The organism is Pseudomonas leptonychotis, assembly GCF_004920405.1.
In the GTDB taxonomy this organism is placed as follows: Bacteria; Pseudomonadota; Gammaproteobacteria; order Pseudomonadales; family Pseudomonadaceae; genus Aquipseudomonas; species Aquipseudomonas leptonychotis.
Map to the genome: position 1 here is coordinate 1 of NZ_RFLV01000005.1, position 17,068 is coordinate 17,068.

Below are 17,068 nucleotides of genomic sequence, written 5' to 3' on the forward strand. Positions count from 1 at the left end.
AGCTTTCGCTGCTTTGCAACCCCTCTTTTAAATCTAACTTCTTGTTTTACAAGGAGTTTAAGGAGCCGCGTACGCCTGAAGAGGTGCGAATTATAGGGATTAACTATAGAAGGTCAATCCTTTATTAAGACTTTCCTTCAGTATCAATCAGCAAAAGATGTGCCTGGCGCGAAGCATGAACACTCGATCGGGCGCAATAAGCATACGACCTACAAATGACGCCAGCGAACAGCTCCGAAGCCCCACGAAATCTAACGACTGTCAACGTTTCCCCGCAAAAGTCCTTGAGGAGCTCAGGGACTCTGCGCCACACCTCCCCCACCCCTGCTACCCCCTAGCTCTCAGCCCTAAACTGAATCGCTCATAATTTCGTAGAAACCTCAGGCTTCAGGTAGTCCAGCCTGTCCGGATACTTGGCATCCACACAGACTGGACTACGCTCTGGGAACCTTGAAAAGGAGTTCGAGCTATGTCCCCCATGCGCAAGGCCGCGCCTCTGCCTCTCGCTTTCTTTTGGCGGTTCTGCACCGCCAAAACTATTCCTATCGTAAGAAATCACCCCTGGCGCTTTGTCGGCTCACCCTATGCCTGAGACCGATTGCGCGCGCTCGTCCCTATCTCGCAAACAGGAAAGGAACTCCCTATGTGCACCATCGGAACCGTCTTTGACGGCGGCAGCATCCACACCTTCAAACAGTGTGACCTGATCCCTGTCACCGTCTTCAACTCGCCTGATGTGCGGGCCGGCAGCAATGGCGTAAATAGCTATATAGCCATGACGCGCCAGGGCAGCGCGGGGATCTGGGCCGGGGTCAATGACCATGGCGTAGCGTTTGTCGCCGCCGACACCTACACCACCACCGCGGCCAACTATTACGCCAGCAGCGCCCAAGCCGAGGCCCTGTTTGCCGCTTACGAGGCCAGCATCAGCAGCCATACCAGCGCCACCGAGGCGGCGCAAAGCCTGATTGATTTCTATCGCAACACAGGCGGCAACACGCCATTTCCAGCACCGGACATTTCCTTGATCAGCGGCTGGGCAGATCCCCAGAAGACGCAGCCGATCAGCATTCTGATCGAGTACATGCCCAACCCGTTTAACCAGGACTCGGTGCGCCTGATCAAGCGAACGGGTGGTTTCTTCGTTTCAACCAACAATTTTCGCCTGCAACCCAATGCCGTGGACTACGCGGCGAATCACAGCACCTACCTGCGCCTGCAGCGCGCCGAAACCATTCTCCAAGTCGACCCTAGCAATCAGGGCATTAAAACCCTGCTCAGCGACCAGTACTACGGAGAAACAGAGCTTTCGATTTGCCGTGAAACTGACTACCTGGGCATCGAATTTCACACCCAGGCCAGCGCGCTGTTCAGTTCCAGTGCCGGCAGCGCGCAGTGTGAGTACCAGATCAACGGCAACCCGAAGACCAACCCCCTCAGCCTGTTTCCGGAGATCCTGTCATGAGCCCCATCGACATCAGCCTCAAGCTCGCCGACCAATCGTCTATTGCCCCACCCACGCAAGGGTTCTTCTATGTCGACCAGGGCAACTACCAGACCTTCGTGCTGACGGACACCCCGCTGACGGCCTACTCCGACAGTGCCACCTCCTGCATCATCACCGCTGTGGTCAGCAACTTCGATGACCGCAACAGCCTGACCCTGGCCCACCTCGACAGCCCTGCCTGCATCGACGCCTTCTTCGATCTGATCGCCGCCCAGCCCGCCAACAGCTGGCAAGTATTCGCTCAAGGTGCGAACCCTCCTGACAACAGCACCGCCCAGGCCAATGCCAGCCAATTGCAGGCCCGTATTGACCAACTCGGCAGCCGTGTCGTGAAATGCGAACTGGCGCTTTTGCAGGGTGACCCTCGGCAGGACAACCGTGGCGATTTCGGCGTGAGTTACTCCGGCGATGGCAGCGCCGTGGCCACCAACCAACCCTACGACCTGCAGCTGTACCAGCGTGATCCAACCTGCGGCGGGCAAACGGTGTACTGCATCATGCGTCGCCAGGAGCAGCCGCCCGTGCAGATTCGCGACGCCGGCCTGCCCTTTACCCATGCTGAACTGGTCGAACTAGCGGAAATCGCCCTGCAGTTTCGCAAAGACCCGCAAGACCCCAACACGGCGTTCAGCAACATCGTCAATTTGCAGAGCGAAGAAATCCGGCAGAACTGGTCGACCACCCCGGCCTACGAGGCCCCCTGGTTCTCCGACCAACTCAAGCTGGGTGCCGCCTTCGCCATCGCTATGGCCCCTGTGGTCAGTCTCAGCGCCCAGCACTTGAAGCGAACTACTGCGCCCAGTTTCGTGCGGCTACGCCAGGTCCTGCTGACCCAACGTTAAGCCACGACCGAGACTTGCCAGGAGGCACCCTATGCGTATCGCGATTATCAATACCGGCGGGACTATCAGCTGCGTCGGCGACCCGCTGGCACCGATGAGTGCCACGGCCTTTGCAGCGGCCAGTGAGCAGTTGCTCAACCCAATCCTGCAGCAGCAATTCCCTGACCTCAGCGTCGGCTATCTGACCCAGATCAGTTTCCCCGAGTCGGCCAGCAAAACCCTGGACAGCACCAATCTGCAACCCACCGATTGGTGCATCATGGCCCAAGGTGTCTTGGACAATTACGCCGCCTACGACGGTTTCGTCATTCTCCACGGTACCGACAGCATGGACTTCTCGGGTGCCGCGCTGGCGTTTCTGCTCAACAGCTTCGACGCCAATGGCTATGCCACCGCTGTGCTGAACAAGCCGGTGATCATCACCGGCTCGCAGGTGCCGCTGTATTACCAGGCCAGCAGCGACCAAGCGTTAAGCCTGAACTTCAACACCGACGCTTATCAGAACCTCTGTGGCGCAGTCGCGGCCGCACAAAGCGGTATTGCCGAGGTGGGCGTGTACTTTCACAACCACCTCTACCGCGGCAACCGCGTGGTTAAAACCAACGCAAGCCAGTTCGATGCTTTCTCATCTCCCAACTACCCGGCCCTGGCCGAATATGGCATCAGTCTGACGCTTAACAACGCAGCCTGCCTGCCCGGCCCCGTGCACGCGAGCCTAAGCCTGGAGAGCCCCAGCGTAATGGCCGGCCAGCAAAACCAGCTCAACCAAATAACGGCCTGCATCAATAATTTTCCGATTGTTCAGTTGAACGCATTCCCCGCGCCCTACAGCATCTCACCACCCAGCGCCTTTCTCGCCACGCTGATAAACGCTGTGGTTACGGCCGGGGCACGCGGCATCATTCTGGAGTCCTATGGCGAAGGTAATTTCCCCTCCGGCAACCCGGACACACCCAGCGCCGGGGCCATCTACCAGGCGCTGAGTCAGGCCAACCAGAGCAGCGTCAACCTAGTCGACTGCACCCAGGTCTTGGCTGGCACGGTGAACAACAGCGCCTATGCCTCAGGCGCCTGGCTCCCGCAAGTAGGCGCCCTGGCGCCAGCGGACATGACACCCATGGCCGCCCTGGCAAAGTTGATGATTCTGATGGCAGCCGCCGCAGCCAACGGCTGGACGCGGCAGCAGGTGCAGACCCTGCTGCAAACCAACCTGGCCGGCGAGATGCAGAGCGTCAATTACCTCGACAGCCGGATCAACGCCGAACTGCTACCCAACCAGAGCATCAGCGCCCTGGATGGCAGCGCCAGCCTGACCAACACCCCAGACCAAGGTCCGCTACTGCGAGCCAGCGGCCAGGACACGCCACTGTGGCGCCTCCCCATCACACTCCAGCCAAGTGATTTGCCAGGTCGCCTGCGCATGCAGGATGACGGCAACCTAGTGTTCTACAACCGCAACAACCAGGCCATCTGGGCCAGCGACACTGGCCAGTTTGGCGGTGCGTCTTCGCGCCTGGTTATTAGCGGCCATTACGCGAGTTCTGCGCCAAGCAACAGCCTAACCATGCAGGTGTACAACTACTCCAGCATGGTCAGCGCCAGCCAGCTCTACCCTTAGTCCCAATCCACCCAGCGAAAAGGAATACGCCATGAGCAGCTCAGCACGTCCCTTTAAATTCAGCGGTGTTATTGCGCCCCAGGATTTCTTTCACCAAACCACCAGAGCCTCAGTACTGGGCGCGGTACCGGACGAGCACTACATCGCCCCCACGGTTATCCCAGTAAATATTAGTGTGCCCGAACAGAAAACCATCGGCGTGCCACAATATTCGGCCACAGTATATGGAGAGGCAGCCGGTCGCTACGACCCCGCAGGGGACTGCCAGGGCAACTTCATGTCATTCCGGTTCCAGCCCAACAACAACTGTTACGCCTACGGCTGCAACATCACCCCGAACACCTTTCCTCAGCCAGGGCGGCAGAGCGGCTATCTGCTCACCGCCGCAAACTTTCAACAGCCCTTCTCCGATCTGGGAGCGCTGGTCAGCAGCTACGCAGTTAAGGACGGGCTGGAGCTGGTCGGCACCAGCCTCGAACAGCTGCTTGCGTTCAAGTCCAGCAAGCAGGGCACTAATCCACAGCCGCCAAGCAACTTGGGGGCTGGCTACCTAGGCGGACACTTTGTCGCGCTGATGGTCTCAACGGCGGGTGATGCCAACTGGCCGGGCGACTACCATTGGGCGCGCTGTGACAACTCATCCGGCGCTTGCGACAGCTGGTCGCAGAAGGACGGTTCCGACCAAGTGACCAACTTCGATTTTGCCGGTAACCCGATCAATAACCCCGTGACAGCCAACTGGCAAGTCAACCAAGGTCCGGTCTCCAGCACCGACAGCCGCGAGCTGTTGGTTGAGTACGGCTTCTACTGCTTTATGTTTGTCCCAGAAAGCGGAGTGAAGATTATTTAATCCAACACCAATGGCAAAAAGCCCAGTGGCCAAAGGTGGCTGGGCTATGTTCCGGGTCGAACCTGCCTGCTCTCAGTTCCTGTGATCACTATGGAGGTCTTACAGGCCTTCATTCAGTTGAGCCATCATCTCACTGATGACGATTGCAGTAATGCTCCTCAACAGCCGGACTTCGTCCCCTAATGTGGCCTTAAGCTCCGGCCTATCCTGCAGGAGCTCTGCATTCTGTTGAATTACCTCATCCAGCAGCTTCGGTGCGGCTATGCGCACACCGTCTACAAGTTTCCGGTGTTGTCCCGGGCCGTTTTTGGCTTGATCCCCATGGCTTCACCAGCGCGTATCAGTAGCGGCGCAGTGATCTCTTCTAGGCGTTGAATGCCATTGATTGGCCAAGCCATAGTGGCTTGGCCTGACCACTGATCCCGGTCATACGCCCGTGTGCCGTATACAGCCGTGCACAGCAAGTCGTAGAAGAGCGAGAGATGCACGACCTGCCAGGCATCAAGAAGCTAAGGTTTTTCAGATGCGCGTCCTCATTGCCTACGAGGATTACCCTGAGTTCGGTGGCGCCCTACTCACCCACTTCAACGATATCGACGAGGCGCGCAAAGCGGCTGAGGAAGAATACTGCGGCTGCCATACCTCGCTGGCCGACTACGTCCAAGATCCGCGCCCCGCTCCCGCAGGCTTCGCCTAGATACGCGTCCACGACCTGAAGCACACCTTCGGTCGAAGACTAAGGGCCGCAGGAGTCATTGAGGAAGACAGGAAAGCCCTGTTAGGCCACAAGAACGGCAGCATCACCAGCCACTACTCGGGTGCAGAGCTGGGCAAGCTGATTGATGAAGCCAACAATATATCGGCTACCGACCCACGTGGGCCGGCGCTGACAATACTGAGGAGGAAGGCAGGATGAAAAAAGCCCCGCAAAAGCCCCTGACACAAAAAAACCTGGTCATCACTGACCAGGCTCTAATGCTTGAATTATATGGTCGGGACGGAGTGATTCGAACACTCGACCCCTAGCACCCCATGCTAGTGCGCTACCGGACTGCGCTACGCCCCGACTAGGCGTGAATCTATTCCCGGACACCCGGAAACGCCGCGAACTATACATTAAGCTTTTGAAATGTGGAAACTTTTTGAGAAGGTAGCTATTTCTTAAGCACTAACAGTACATCCTCAAGCTCAGTAATCATCTGCTTGATCAATTGCTTGTACTGGGTACTGTCATCTTTAGCTTCATCACCAGAAAGACGCTGGCGCGCCCCGCCGATGGTAAAACCTTGATCGTACAAAAGCGCACGGATCTGACGAATCATCAGCACATCCTGACGCTGATAATAACGCCTGTTGCCGCGCCGCTTAACTGGATTGAGCTGAGGAAACTCTTGCTCCCAATAGCGCAATACGTGCGGCTTTACTGCACAAAGCTCGCTCACTTCACCAATGGTGAAATAGCGCTTACCGGGTATTACTGGTAATTCGTCGTTATGACTTGGCTCCAGCATACGCTTCGACCCTGGCTTTAAGTTTTTGGCCTGGACGGAAAGTCACCACACGGCGAGCCGTGATCGGAATTTCCTCTCCTGTTTTTGGATTGCGACCGGGGCGCTGACGCTTATCGCGCAGATCAAAGTTACCGAACCCCGAGAGCTTGACCTGTTCGTTGAGCTCCAGCGCTTGGCGGATCTCCTCAAAGAACAGCTCCACCAACTCCTTGGCTTCCCGTTTATTCAGGCCCAGCTCTTCATACAGACGTTCCGCCATCTCAGCTTTCGTCAGAGCCCCCATACGCTACTTCCTTAACGTGGCGTTGAACCTTTGTTCCAGGGAGGTGAGAATATTTTGCGTTGTGGTACTCACCTCATCGTCATTAAGAGTGCGCGATGGATGCTGCCAGGTCAAGCCAACGGCAAGGCTTTTTCTATCTGGATCAATGCCTTTACCGTGATACACGTCAAATAGCTTGAGGTCAGTCAACCACTCGCCTGCGGCTTCACGAATAGCGTTAAGTAACTCCTGTGCAGGCACATCACGATCGACCAGCAAGGCCAAGTCTCGGCGCACCTCCGGAAACTTCGACAATTCATGAAATTGCGGCATGCGGCCATGAGTGATTTCACCCAGTACCAGTTCGAACATAAACACCGTTTGATCCAGACCTAGCGCCTTAGACAGCTCAGGATGCATCGCCCCAAGGAAGCCGACAAGACGCCCTTCTCGCTCGATGCGGGCAGTCTGCCCTGGATGCAAAGCCACATGCTCACCCGGCACAAAGTCAAAACTAGCGCTTGCGCCAGCACTGGCAAGCAACGCTTCGACATCCGCTTTCACATCATAGAAGTCGATGTCATCACGGCCGTGAGCCCAACCTTCTGGCAAACGTCCGCCACAAATAACACCCGCCAGCATCGGCTCTTGTTTCAGCCCTTCGAGCTGACCAACAAAACGCAGACCACTTTCGAATAGACGCACACGTGATTGCTGACGATTAAGGTTGTGCTCAAGCGCCTTGACCAAACCCGGCCACAAAGAAGAGCGCATTGCTGCCATATCTGCGGAGATCGGATTGGCCAGCATCAGCGGCGCAACGCCTGGATTGAACAACTCGAACAGTTTTGGATCGATAAAGCTGTAGGTGATCGCCTCCTGATAACCACGGGCAACCAGTAAGCGGCGTAACGCAGGCAGCTCGACTGCAGCTTCAGCCTTGGCCTGTGGAGCTAGACGCGCTTGCGGATAGCGGACCGGCAAGCGGTTGTAGCCATATAGCCGCGCAAGCTCTTCGATTAGATCAACTTCCAGACTGATATCGAAACGATGACTCGGGACGCCGACCTGCCACTGCCCTTCTCCAGCAGCGGTAATACCCAACCCCAAAGCAGTCAGTAAGCGGACAATTTCGGCATCATCTATTTTCAGGCCAAGCATTTGCTCGACACGCTCAGCACGTAGCGTCACCGGGGCAATGCTCGGCAACTGCTCCTGATCGACAACCTCAATGATCGGCCCAGCCTCACCGCCGACAATATCCAGCAACAGTGCCGTGGCACGCTCCATCGCTTCACGCGCCAACTGCCAATCCACGCCACGTTCAAAACGGTGCGAGGCATCAGTATGAAGACCATAGGAGCGCGCTTTGCCGGCGATGGCAATGGTGTCGAAAAACGCACTTTCGAGGAACAGATCGCGAGTACTCGTGCTAACGCCGCTGTGTTCCCCACCCATAACACCCGCGATTGCCAAAGCACGGCCATGGTCGGCGATGACCAACGTATCTGCACGCAGGCTAACTTCCTGACCGTCGAGCAGAACGAGCTTCTCACCCTCCTCGGCCATACGCACGCGAATACCGCCCTTGATCTCAGCAAGATCGAACGCGTGCAGTGGCTGACCCAATTCGAGCATCACGTAATTGGTGACGTCAACGACGGCATCGATGCTGCGCACATCGGCGCGGCGCAGGCGCTCAACCATCCACAACGGAGTCGACTTGGACAGGTCAACATTACGCACGACTCGGCCCAGATAACGTGGGCAGGCTTGCGTAGCAATAACCTCAACGGGAAGCACCTGGTCATGGCTCGGCGCTACCGCACTGATCACAGGACGCGTTACCGGTGCGTCGTATAAAGCACCCACCTCACGCGCCAGGCCCGCCAAGGACAGGCAATCACCCCGGTTCGGCGTCAGATCAACTTCGATGCTGGTATCGTCCAGCTCCAGATAAACACGAATATCCTGACCTACCGGCGCATCGACGGGGAGCTCCATCAGGCCATCGTTATCGTCACTGATTTGCAACTCGGAGGCCGAGCAGAGCATGCCGTTGGACTCAGCACCACGCAGCTTGGCTTTCTTAATCTTGAAGTCGCCCGACAACTCGGCGCCGATCATGGCGAACGGAATTTTCAGGCCGGGGCGCACATTCGGCGCGCCACACACTACCTGAAAGGTTTCCACACCATTACTGACCTGGCACACACGCAGCTTGTCGGCATCTGGGTGCTGTTCGGTACTGAGTACCTCACCCACTACTACGCCACTGAAAACACCAGCAGCCGGCGTAACGCTATCCACTTCCAAGCCCGCCATGGATAGGCGCGCCACCAGCTCGTCACGGGAAACCGCAGGGTTCACCCAACCACGTAGCCATTGTTCACTGAATTTCATCCTGCTCTCCTCAACAATTCGGTTACGGTCATGCGGCTCTAGCGAAATTGCGCCAAGAATCGCAGGTCGTTATCGAAGAACAGGCGCAAATCGTTAACGCCATAGCGCAGCATCGCCAAGCGCTCGACACCCATGCCGAAAGCAAAACCGGAGTATTTTTCCGGGTCGATACCAGACATGCGCAACACATTCGGATGGACCATGCCGCAACCCATAACTTCTAGCCAGCCGGTTTGCTTGCACACGCGACAACCTTTGCCGCTGCACATTACACATTGCATATCGACTTCAGCCGATGGCTCGGTGAATGGGAAGAATGACGGGCGAAAACGCACGCCCAACGGTTTCTCGAAGAACACCCGCAGGAATTCTTCGATAGTGCCCTTGAGGTCAGCAAAGCTCACGCCCTCATCGACCAACAGCCCTTCAACCTGATGGAACATCGGCGAATGGGTGATATCAGAGTCACAACGGTACACACGACCCGGACAAACGATACGGATCGGGGGCTGCTGCGACTCCATGGTGCGTACCTGTACCGGCGAAGTATGGGTACGCAACAGCATGTTCGCATTGAAATAAAAGGTGTCATGCATCGCCCGCGCAGGGTGATGACCGGGAATATTGAGCGCTTCGAAGTTGTGGTAGTCGTTCTCCACTTCCGGGCCTTCGGCAATGCCGTAGCCAATGCGGGTGAAAAACTGCTCAACACGCTCCAGCGTGCGAGTTACCGGGTGCAGACCACCGGAGGTCTGGCCACGACCGGATAGAGTTACGTCAATTTTTTCAGCGGCGAGTTTGGCACTCAGCGCAGCTTGCTCCAGCGTTGCCTTACGGCTATTCAGGGCATCTTGAACCTGATCTTTTGCAGCATTGATCAGCGCACCGGCTTGCGGGCGCTCTTCTGCCGACAGATTGCCCAAGGTCTTCATCACCTGAGTCAATTCGCCTTTTTTACCCAGATAGTGAACCCGCAACTGCTCAAGGGCATTCACATCGTCGGTGTGGCTAACGGCCTCAAGCGCTTGCGAGACCAGCACATCCAGATTTTCCATTTACAAACTCCAGATACGAAATAGGGGAAGAGCTTTAAGGCTCTTCCCCTATTGGTGACGTTTAGCACCGGGCGAGCCCGGTGATTGTCGGGGACTTAAGCCAGTATGGCTTTCGCTTTCTCGACAATCGCAGCAAACGCCGCTTTTTCGTTCACTGCCAGATCAGCCAGTACCTTACGGTCGATCTCGATGGACGCTTTTTTCAGGCCAGCAATGAAACGGCTGTAGGACAGACCGTTAACACGAGCACCAGCGTTGATACGAGCGATCCACAGAGCGCGGAACTGACGTTTTTTCTGACGACGGTCGCGGTAGGCGTACTGGCCTGCCTTGATGACCGCTTGCTTGGCAACGCGGAATACGCGTGAACGCGCACCGTAGTAACCTTTAGCGAGTTTCAGAATTTTTTTGTGACGCTTGCGAGCAATAACGCCGCGCTTAACACGAGCCATGAGTAATTTCCTCTATCTTGACCGATTAACGAACGCGCAGCATGCGCGCCACTTTTGCTACGTCAGACGGGTGCACCATAGAGCTGCCCCGCAGTTGACGTTTACGCTTAGTGGACATCTTGGTCAGGATGTGGCTCTTGAAAGCGTGCTTGTGCTTAAAGCCGTTAGCGGTTTTGAGAAAACGCTTGGCTGCACCACTCTTAGTCTTCATCTTTGGCATGTTCGGATACTCCGCATTCAGTTGATAAATATAACCGCAAGGCCTGCCGTGCCCTGTTGGTTACTTCTTCTTTTTGGGGGCGATGACCATTATCAGCTGGCGTCCTTCCATCTTTGGATGCTGTTCAACGGTGCCGTATTCAAGCAGGTCACCTTCAACCCGCTTCAACAACTCCATGCCCAGCTCCTGATGCGCCATCTCACGGCCGCGGAATCGAAGCGATACCTTGGCCCTGTCCCCATCACTAAGGAAACGTACCAGGTTGCGTAGTTTTACCTGGTAATCCCCTTCCTCCGTCCCTGGACGAAACTTGATTTCTTTAACCTGAATCTGCTTCTGGTTTTTCTTTGCAGCAGCAACCTGCTTCTTCTTTTCGAAGATCGATTTGCCGTAGTCCATCAGCTTGCAAACAGGTGGCACTGCATCGGCAGAAATTTCTACCAGATCCAGCTTGGCCTCTTCGGCCTTAAGAAGCGCGTCTTCAATTGACACAATCCCAAGCTGTTCACCTTCCGCGCCAATTAACCGAACCTCGCGTGCCGAGATATTCTCGTTGATCGGGGCCTTCGGTGCAGCTCGTTTATCTTGTCTCATTTCACGCTTAATAATGATTACTCCAAATCTTGGCGACCACGCCGGGAAACCGCCTGCGCAAGAAATTCAGCGAATTGAGTGATGGGCATTGAGCCCAGATCAGCACCTTCACGAGTGCGCACAGCGACAGTTTTCGTCTCAACTTCCCGATCTCCGATAACCAAGAGATAGGGAACCTTGAGCAAAGTATGCTCGCGGATTTTAAAGCCTATCTTCTCGTTCCTCAAGTCAGACTTGGCACGAAAGCCGCTTTGATTGAGCGTTTTTTCCACTTCGAGGGCAAAATCGGCCTGTTTGTCCGTGATATTCATCACCACGGCCTGGGTCGGCGCCAGCCAAGCTGGGAATGCACCCTCGTAGTGCTCAATCAAAATACCGATAAAGCGCTCAAACGAACCGAGAATTGCCCGGTGCAACATGACCGGCACTTTGCGGCTGTTATCCTCGGACACATAGCTCGCATCCAAACGCTGCGGCATGTTCGGATCGTACTGCAAGGTACCGCACTGCCAAGCACGACCCAGACAGTCGAGCAGGGTAAATTCGATCTTCGGGCCGTAGAAAGCCCCCTCACCCGGCAAGTACTCCCAGGGCAAGCCCGCCTCATTTAATGCATTGGCCAGCGCTTCCTCAGCACGATCCCAGAACGCATCATCACCCACGCGCTTTGCAGGGCGCGTGGAAAGCTTCATTTTTACGTCACTGAAGCCAAAGTCGGCGTAGACCTGCAAGGTCAGCTTGATGAAGTCCGCAGCCTCTTTCTTGACCTGCTCTTCGGTGCAGAAGATGTGCGCATCGTCCTGAGTAAAGCCACGCACACGCATGATGCCGTGCAGCGCACCTGACGCCTCATTGCGATGACAAGAGCCGAACTCGGCCAAACGCAGCGGCAACTCGCGGTAGCTTTTCAGACCCTGGTTGAACACCTGCACATGGCACGGGCAGTTCATCGGCTTGATCGCGTATTCGCGGCTCTCCGACTGAGTGGTGAACATGTTGTCAGCGTAGTTACCCCAGTGCCCGGATTTCTCCCACAGCACACGGTCAACAATTTGCGGCGTCTTGATTTCCTGGTAACCATTTTCGCGCTGCACGCCACGCATGTACTGCTCTAGCACTTGATAAATGGTCCAGCCATTTGGATGCCAGAACACCATACCCGGCGCTTCTTCCTGGGTATGAAACAAATCAAGGCGCTTGCCGATTTTGCGGTGATCACGTTTCTCGGCTTCTTCGATACGCTGGATATAAGCCGCCAACTGCTTCTTATCCGCCCAAGCCGTGCCATACACACGCTGCAACTGCTCGTTATTGGCATCGCCGCGCCAGTAAGCACCGGACAGCTTGGTCAGCTTGAAGGCCTTGAGAAAGCGCGTGTTCGGCACGTGCGGGCCGCGGCACATGTCGACGTATTCTTCGTGGTAGTACAGGCCCATCGCCTGCTCATCCGGCATACCCTCAACCAGACGCAGCTTGTAGTCCTCACCACGGGCAGTGAACACATCAATAACTTCTGCGCGCGGGGTGACTTTCTTGATGACGTCGTAATCTTTCTCGATCAGCTGCTGCATGCGCTGCTCGATAGCCGCCACATCATCTAGAGTAAAAGGACGCTCAGAAGCGATGTCGTAGTAGAAACCGTCATCAATGACCGGCCCAATCACCATCTTGGCCGTAGGAAACAACTGCTTGACCGCATGACCAATCAAATGCGCGCAGGAGTGGCGAATGATTTCGAGCCCTTCCTGATCTTTTGGCGTGATGATCTGCAGGGTTGAGTCGCTGTCAATCAAGTCACATGCATCGACCAGCTTACCGTTGACCTTACCGGCCACTGTAGCCTTGGCTAGACCTGCGCCAATGGATTGCGCCACCTCGAGTACGGATACCGGGTGATCGAATGGACGCTGACTGCCGTCGGGAAGAGTAATGATGGGCATGGCGCCTCCTCTCCTAGTGGTGACCTCTACCAAAGGCCACATGGGTTGGGATGAGCCAGTAAGCGATTCGTCGGTAAACCTGCCATACAAAAGCAGAAGCCTGTAAGCCAAACCAAAACCGAACCGCAGTCACTGGAGGTTTAAACAACAACTAAAAGCACGGATGCTTGCAAAGGCATGGCCTACGAACAAGGACCCAACAAAAAAAGGGCCGCATCAGCGACCCTTTTTTCTACCAAATCTGGTAGGCACGATTGGACTCGAACCAACGACCCCCACCATGTCAAGGTGGTGCTCTAACCAACTGAGCTACGTGCCTACGATGGGTGCGCATTCTACGGCCGCGATAAAAAGAGTCAACATATTTTTCGCTAACTGCCTGAATAGATGAATTTTTTACTGTTCTATAGTGCGTTTAATATTTCACACGGGTCACTAGCCGGACATTTTTAACTCAGGTAGCATCTGTCCATTCGTAAAAAATAAAGAACAGAGGTTGCAAAATGGCGCACACAGCTTATCCACAATCCTACTACGCGGCCTCAGCCAATTCGGTACCGGCCCGCCCGGAATTGAATGGCGACGTCGAGACTGACGTGTGCATCATCGGCGCCGGTTACACCGGCCTGTCTACCGCTATTGCCCTGCTGGAGAACGGTTTCAAAGTGAGCATCGTCGAAGCAGCCAAAGTCGGCTTCGGCGCATCGGGCCGCAATGGCGGACAGATCGTCAACAGCTACAGCCGTGATATCGATGTAATCGAGCGCAGCTGCGCGCCCAAGCAGGCACAGCTGCTCGGCGATATGGCGTTTGAAGGCGGCCGAATCATTCGTGAGCGTATCGCCAAGTACAACATTCAGTGCGACCTCAAGGACGGCGGCGTGTTTGCCGCCAACACCTCAAAACACATGAAGCACTTGGAATCACAGAAAAAGCTCTGGGAGCGCTACGGGCACACCCAACTAGAGCTGATGGATGCCAAGCGCATACAAGAAGTGGTGGGTACTGACATTTATGCCGGCGGCATGCTCGACATGAGCGGCGGCCATATCCACCCCCTCAACCTGGCGTTGGGCGAAGCGGCAGCAGCCGAGTCGCTGGGCGGGGTGATTTATGAGCAATCACCCGCCATCCGCATTGACCGCGGTGCCAACCCCGTCGTGCACACCCCCAACGGCCGAATCAAAGCCAAGTTCATCGTCGTAGCGGGTAACGCCTATCTGGGCAATCTGGTGCCTGAGTTGTCGGCCAAATCGATGCCATGCGGCACACAGGTGATCACAACCGAACCGCTTTCTGCTGAGCTGGCGAAAAGCTTGCTACCGCAAGATTACTGCGTCGAAGACTGCAACTACCTATTGGACTATTACCGCCTGACCGGCGACAACCGCCTGATCTTCGGTGGCGGCGTTGTTTACGGCGCACGCGACCCGGCAAACATTGAAGCGATCATTCGCCCGAAGATGCTCAAAGCCTTCCCGCAACTGAAGGACGTAAAGATCGACTACGCCTGGACCGGCAACTTCCTACTGACGCTATCGCGTCTGCCGCAAGTGGGTCGCCTGGGCGATAATATCTATTACTCGCAAGGTTGCAGTGGCCACGGCGTGACTTACACACACCTGGCCGGCAAAGTGCTGGCCGAAGCATTGCGCGGCCAGGCCGAACGCTTCGACGCATTTGCCGACTTGCCGCATTACCCATTCCCAGGCGGTCGCTTATTCCAAGTACCGTTCAGCGCACTGGGCGCCTGGTATTACACCCTGCGTGACAAGCTGGGCATCTAAACAATACAACCCATACAAAACGGCACCCTCGGGTGCCGTTTTGCGTTCTTTTATTTTGCGCAAAATCTTTACAGCGCCGCATCCGGCCAAACCTGACGCGCCGCGCGTAGCGCACGCTGCGCTGCATCGCCTCGGCCTTGCTGCTGCAGATCACGGGCGGCCTGCAACCAGACTCGCTCAACCGGCTGAGCCGGCAATTGATGTGTAGGCTGAATCAGCACCGCCCAGCGCCCTGCTTCGCTCCAGGCTTGATCAAAACTGGCAAAACTGGTGTACCAGCGCCGCGTATTGCCGGAACGCAGCACCAACGTCCGCTCCCGCTGGTCGTAACCTACCAACACGGCAAACTGGGAGCCGGGGCCGCCAAACAGCCGATCCTGCATCACCAGCACCGGATGCCCTGCAGACACCTGCTGCATAAGCGCGTCCAGATTACCGGGCAGCGGATAGACCAGCAGATCATAAGACCGCGCCACCGCCTCAAGCCCGGCTTGCGTGCTTTGCCCTTTGGCCATTTGCTGAATGCGCTCATCCACCAGACCAGGACTACTGATCACCCCGTGATGATTGAGCAACGCCGCCAACGCCGAAGGCCCGCCCTGCGCATCACTGAGTTGAAAAAACGGCACATCAGCCAACTCAACCCGCTCGGGTAAGCGCTTGGTCTCAGGCAGTAACTGCGGCCCACTGGAGCAAGCGCCTAGCAGAAACAACAGAGCAACCGGCAGAAGCTTTACTACGCGAACAGACTTAAACATTACTCACCCACTGGCTGGTTTGTGGCGCAGAGCATAACGATGAAGTGCCTGCGACCCAACCCGCCAGATAAAATCTGCGCACCTTGAACACATATCAGCCCGCGCACAAAAAACGAAAACGCTACTCAGGCTGATAAACTGCCGCACATCGCACCCAGGCGCTGCCTGCTTAATCAAGGCAGGCGCACCAGTAGCCACAGAACCACGACCGCCTCTACGCAGGTCGTCAAGCAGACTGATCCCGATGCCCGATATTTCTTTACCGCTTGCCAGCACATCTGCAGCCAAACTCTCGCGCCGCTTCTCCGTTGCACCCATGATGGATTGGACTGATCGGCACTGTCGTTTCTTCTTGCGCCAACTGTCTCAGCAGGCCTTGCTTTACACCGAGATGGTCACCACCGGTGCGATATTGCATGGCGATACGGCGCGATTTCTGCGCCACAGTGCAGCCGAATACCCACTGGCCTTGCAGCTGGGCGGCAGCGCGCCGGCGGACTTGGCGGCTTGCGCCAAACTGGCGCAGGAAGCGGGCTACAACGAGGTCAACCTCAACGTCGGCTGCCCCAGTGATCGAGTGCAGAACAACATGATCGGTGCCTGCCTGATGGGTCATCCGCAGCTGGTCGCCGATTGCGTGAAAGCCATGCAGGACGCGGTCGACATCCCGGTCACGGTCAAGCACCGCATCGGCATCAATGGCCGCGACAGCTATGCCGAACTTTGCGATTTCGTTGGTACGGTGCGCGATGCAGGCTGCCGCAGCTTCACCGTGCATGCGCGCATCGCCATTCTCGAAGGGTTATCGCCCAAGGAGAACCGCGAGGTGCCACCGCTGCGTTATGAGGTGGCAGCGCAGCTCAAGCAGGACTTTCCGGAGCTTGAGATCATCCTCAATGGCGGCATTAAGACCCTGGAAGATTGCCAGCAGCACCTGCAAACCTTCGATGGCGTGATGCTAGGCCGCGAGGCGTATCACAACCCTTACCTGCTGGCTCAGGTTGACCAACAGCTATTCGGCTCTACGCGCGCTGTTATGAGCCGCTTCGAAGCCATGCAGAGCATGCGCGACTACATTGCCGCTCACCTCGCCGAAGGCGGCAGCATGCACCATATCACCCGCCATATGCTGGGCCTGGCCCAAGGCTTCAGCGGTGCGCGACGCTTTCGCCAACTGCTCTCGGTGGATATTCACAAAACCAGTGAGCCGCTGGTGCTTTTCGATCAAGCGGCGCAATTGCTGCAAGGCCGCTGACTCGGGTAAGGTCG

Annotated in this window: 16 protein-coding genes, 2 tRNA genes and 1 pseudogene; 8 read left to right on the forward strand and 11 right to left on the reverse strand. The window is 56.3% G+C overall.

From position 1 onward, the window contains the following. Positions 1-643: 643 nt before the first annotated feature. The 6 genes and pseudogenes from D8779_RS18090 to D8779_RS18115 form a co-directional block, all read left to right on the forward strand. On the forward strand, positions 644-1,465 hold the full coding sequence (locus D8779_RS18090) for a C45 family peptidase (protein WP_136665872.1): 822 nt from the start codon (positions 644-646) through the stop codon (positions 1,463-1,465). After that, positions 1,462-2,349, forward strand: coding sequence for a hypothetical protein (locus D8779_RS18095; protein WP_136665873.1), 888 nt, complete (start codon positions 1,462-1,464; stop codon positions 2,347-2,349). The genes D8779_RS18090 and D8779_RS18095 overlap by 4 nt, the downstream gene beginning before the upstream one ends. 31 nt (positions 2,350-2,380) lie before the next feature. Then, positions 2,381-3,967 (forward strand): asparaginase domain-containing protein, encoded by a 1,587-nt coding sequence (locus tag D8779_RS18100; RefSeq protein ID WP_136665874.1) that lies wholly within the window; start codon positions 2,381-2,383, stop codon positions 3,965-3,967. Positions 3,968-3,998: 31 nt separating this feature from the next. Then, entirely contained in the window at positions 3,999-4,817 is an 819-nt protein-coding gene (locus tag D8779_RS18105; RefSeq protein WP_136665875.1) for a hypothetical protein, read from the forward strand. Positions 4,818-5,340: 523 nt separating this feature from the next. Then, positions 5,341-5,514 carry a hypothetical protein gene (locus tag D8779_RS18110; RefSeq protein ID WP_240789769.1) on the forward strand — a complete coding sequence of 58 codons (174 nt, stop codon included), beginning with the start codon at positions 5,341-5,343 and terminating at the stop codon, positions 5,512-5,514. Beyond that, positions 5,488-5,733 (forward strand): annotated as a pseudogene (locus D8779_RS18115) (tyrosine-type recombinase/integrase); the annotation flags it as partial. The gene D8779_RS18110 and the pseudogene D8779_RS18115, both read left to right, overlap by 27 nt. 73 nt (positions 5,734-5,806) lie before the next feature. On the opposite strand, the gene D8779_RS18120 reads toward D8779_RS18115, so the two are convergent. From D8779_RS18120 to D8779_RS18165, 10 genes are all read right to left on the reverse strand, one after another. Next, positions 5,807-5,883 (reverse strand) — tRNA-Pro (locus D8779_RS18120). An 88-nt stretch (positions 5,884-5,971) separates the two neighbouring features. Beyond that, positions 5,972-6,328 carry a MerR family transcriptional regulator gene (locus D8779_RS18125; RefSeq protein ID WP_136665876.1) on the reverse strand — a complete coding sequence of 119 codons (357 nt, stop codon included), beginning with the start codon at positions 6,326-6,328 and terminating at the stop codon, positions 5,972-5,974. Beyond that, positions 6,309-6,611 (reverse strand): integration host factor subunit alpha, encoded by a 303-nt coding sequence (gene ihfA, locus D8779_RS18130; RefSeq protein ID WP_069900301.1) that lies wholly within the window; start codon positions 6,609-6,611, stop codon positions 6,309-6,311. Before ihfA ends, D8779_RS18125 begins: the two co-directional genes overlap by 20 nt. A 3-nt stretch (positions 6,612-6,614) precedes the next feature. Further along, positions 6,615-8,993 carry a phenylalanine--tRNA ligase subunit beta gene (gene pheT / locus D8779_RS18135; protein ID WP_136665877.1) on the reverse strand — a complete coding sequence of 793 codons (2,379 nt, stop codon included), beginning with the start codon at positions 8,991-8,993 and terminating at the stop codon, positions 6,615-6,617. Between the two features lie 38 nt (positions 8,994-9,031). Continuing rightward, the gene (pheS, locus tag D8779_RS18140; RefSeq protein WP_136665878.1) at positions 9,032-10,048 is read right to left on the reverse strand and encodes a phenylalanine--tRNA ligase subunit alpha; all 1,017 of its coding nucleotides are present in this window, start codon (positions 10,046-10,048) and stop codon (positions 9,032-9,034) included. A 95-nt stretch (positions 10,049-10,143) separates the two neighbouring features. Further along, positions 10,144-10,500 carry a 50S ribosomal protein L20 gene (gene rplT / locus D8779_RS18145; protein WP_053121417.1) on the reverse strand — a complete coding sequence of 119 codons (357 nt, stop codon included), beginning with the start codon at positions 10,498-10,500 and terminating at the stop codon, positions 10,144-10,146. Positions 10,501-10,525: 25 nt separating this feature from the next. After that, entirely contained in the window at positions 10,526-10,720 is a 195-nt protein-coding gene (gene rpmI / locus D8779_RS18150) for a 50S ribosomal protein L35 (protein WP_136665879.1), read from the reverse strand. 60 nt (positions 10,721-10,780) lie between these two features. After that, the gene (gene infC / locus D8779_RS18155) at positions 10,781-11,332 is read right to left on the reverse strand and encodes a translation initiation factor IF-3 (protein ID WP_171970586.1); all 552 of its coding nucleotides are present in this window, start codon (positions 11,330-11,332) and stop codon (positions 10,781-10,783) included. Continuing rightward, positions 11,332-13,254: a threonine--tRNA ligase gene (thrS, locus tag D8779_RS18160; RefSeq protein WP_136665880.1), complete on the reverse strand. Its 1,923-nt coding sequence runs from the start codon at positions 13,252-13,254 to the stop codon at positions 11,332-11,334. The genes infC and thrS overlap by 1 nt, the downstream gene beginning before the upstream one ends. 242 nt (positions 13,255-13,496) lie before the next feature. Further along, positions 13,497-13,573 (reverse strand) — tRNA-Val (locus tag D8779_RS18165). Positions 13,574-13,757: 184 nt separating this feature from the next. On the opposite strand from D8779_RS18165, the gene D8779_RS18170 reads away from it, so the two are divergent. After that, entirely contained in the window at positions 13,758-15,041 is a 1,284-nt protein-coding gene (locus D8779_RS18170) for an NAD(P)/FAD-dependent oxidoreductase (RefSeq protein WP_136665881.1), read from the forward strand. Positions 15,042-15,109: 68 nt separating this feature from the next. On the opposite strand, the gene D8779_RS20575 is transcribed toward D8779_RS18170, so the two are convergent. Then, a complete protein-coding gene (locus tag D8779_RS20575) occupies positions 15,110-15,799 on the reverse strand; it encodes a PA2778 family cysteine peptidase (protein ID WP_167492594.1) in 690 nt (229 codons plus the stop codon). A gap of 244 nt (positions 15,800-16,043) precedes the next feature. On the opposite strand from D8779_RS20575, the gene dusA reads away from it, so the two are divergent. Then, a complete protein-coding gene (gene dusA / locus D8779_RS18180; RefSeq protein WP_136665882.1) occupies positions 16,044-17,054 on the forward strand; it encodes a tRNA dihydrouridine(20/20a) synthase DusA in 1,011 nt (336 codons plus the stop codon). The last annotated feature ends 14 nt before the right edge of the window (positions 17,055-17,068 follow it).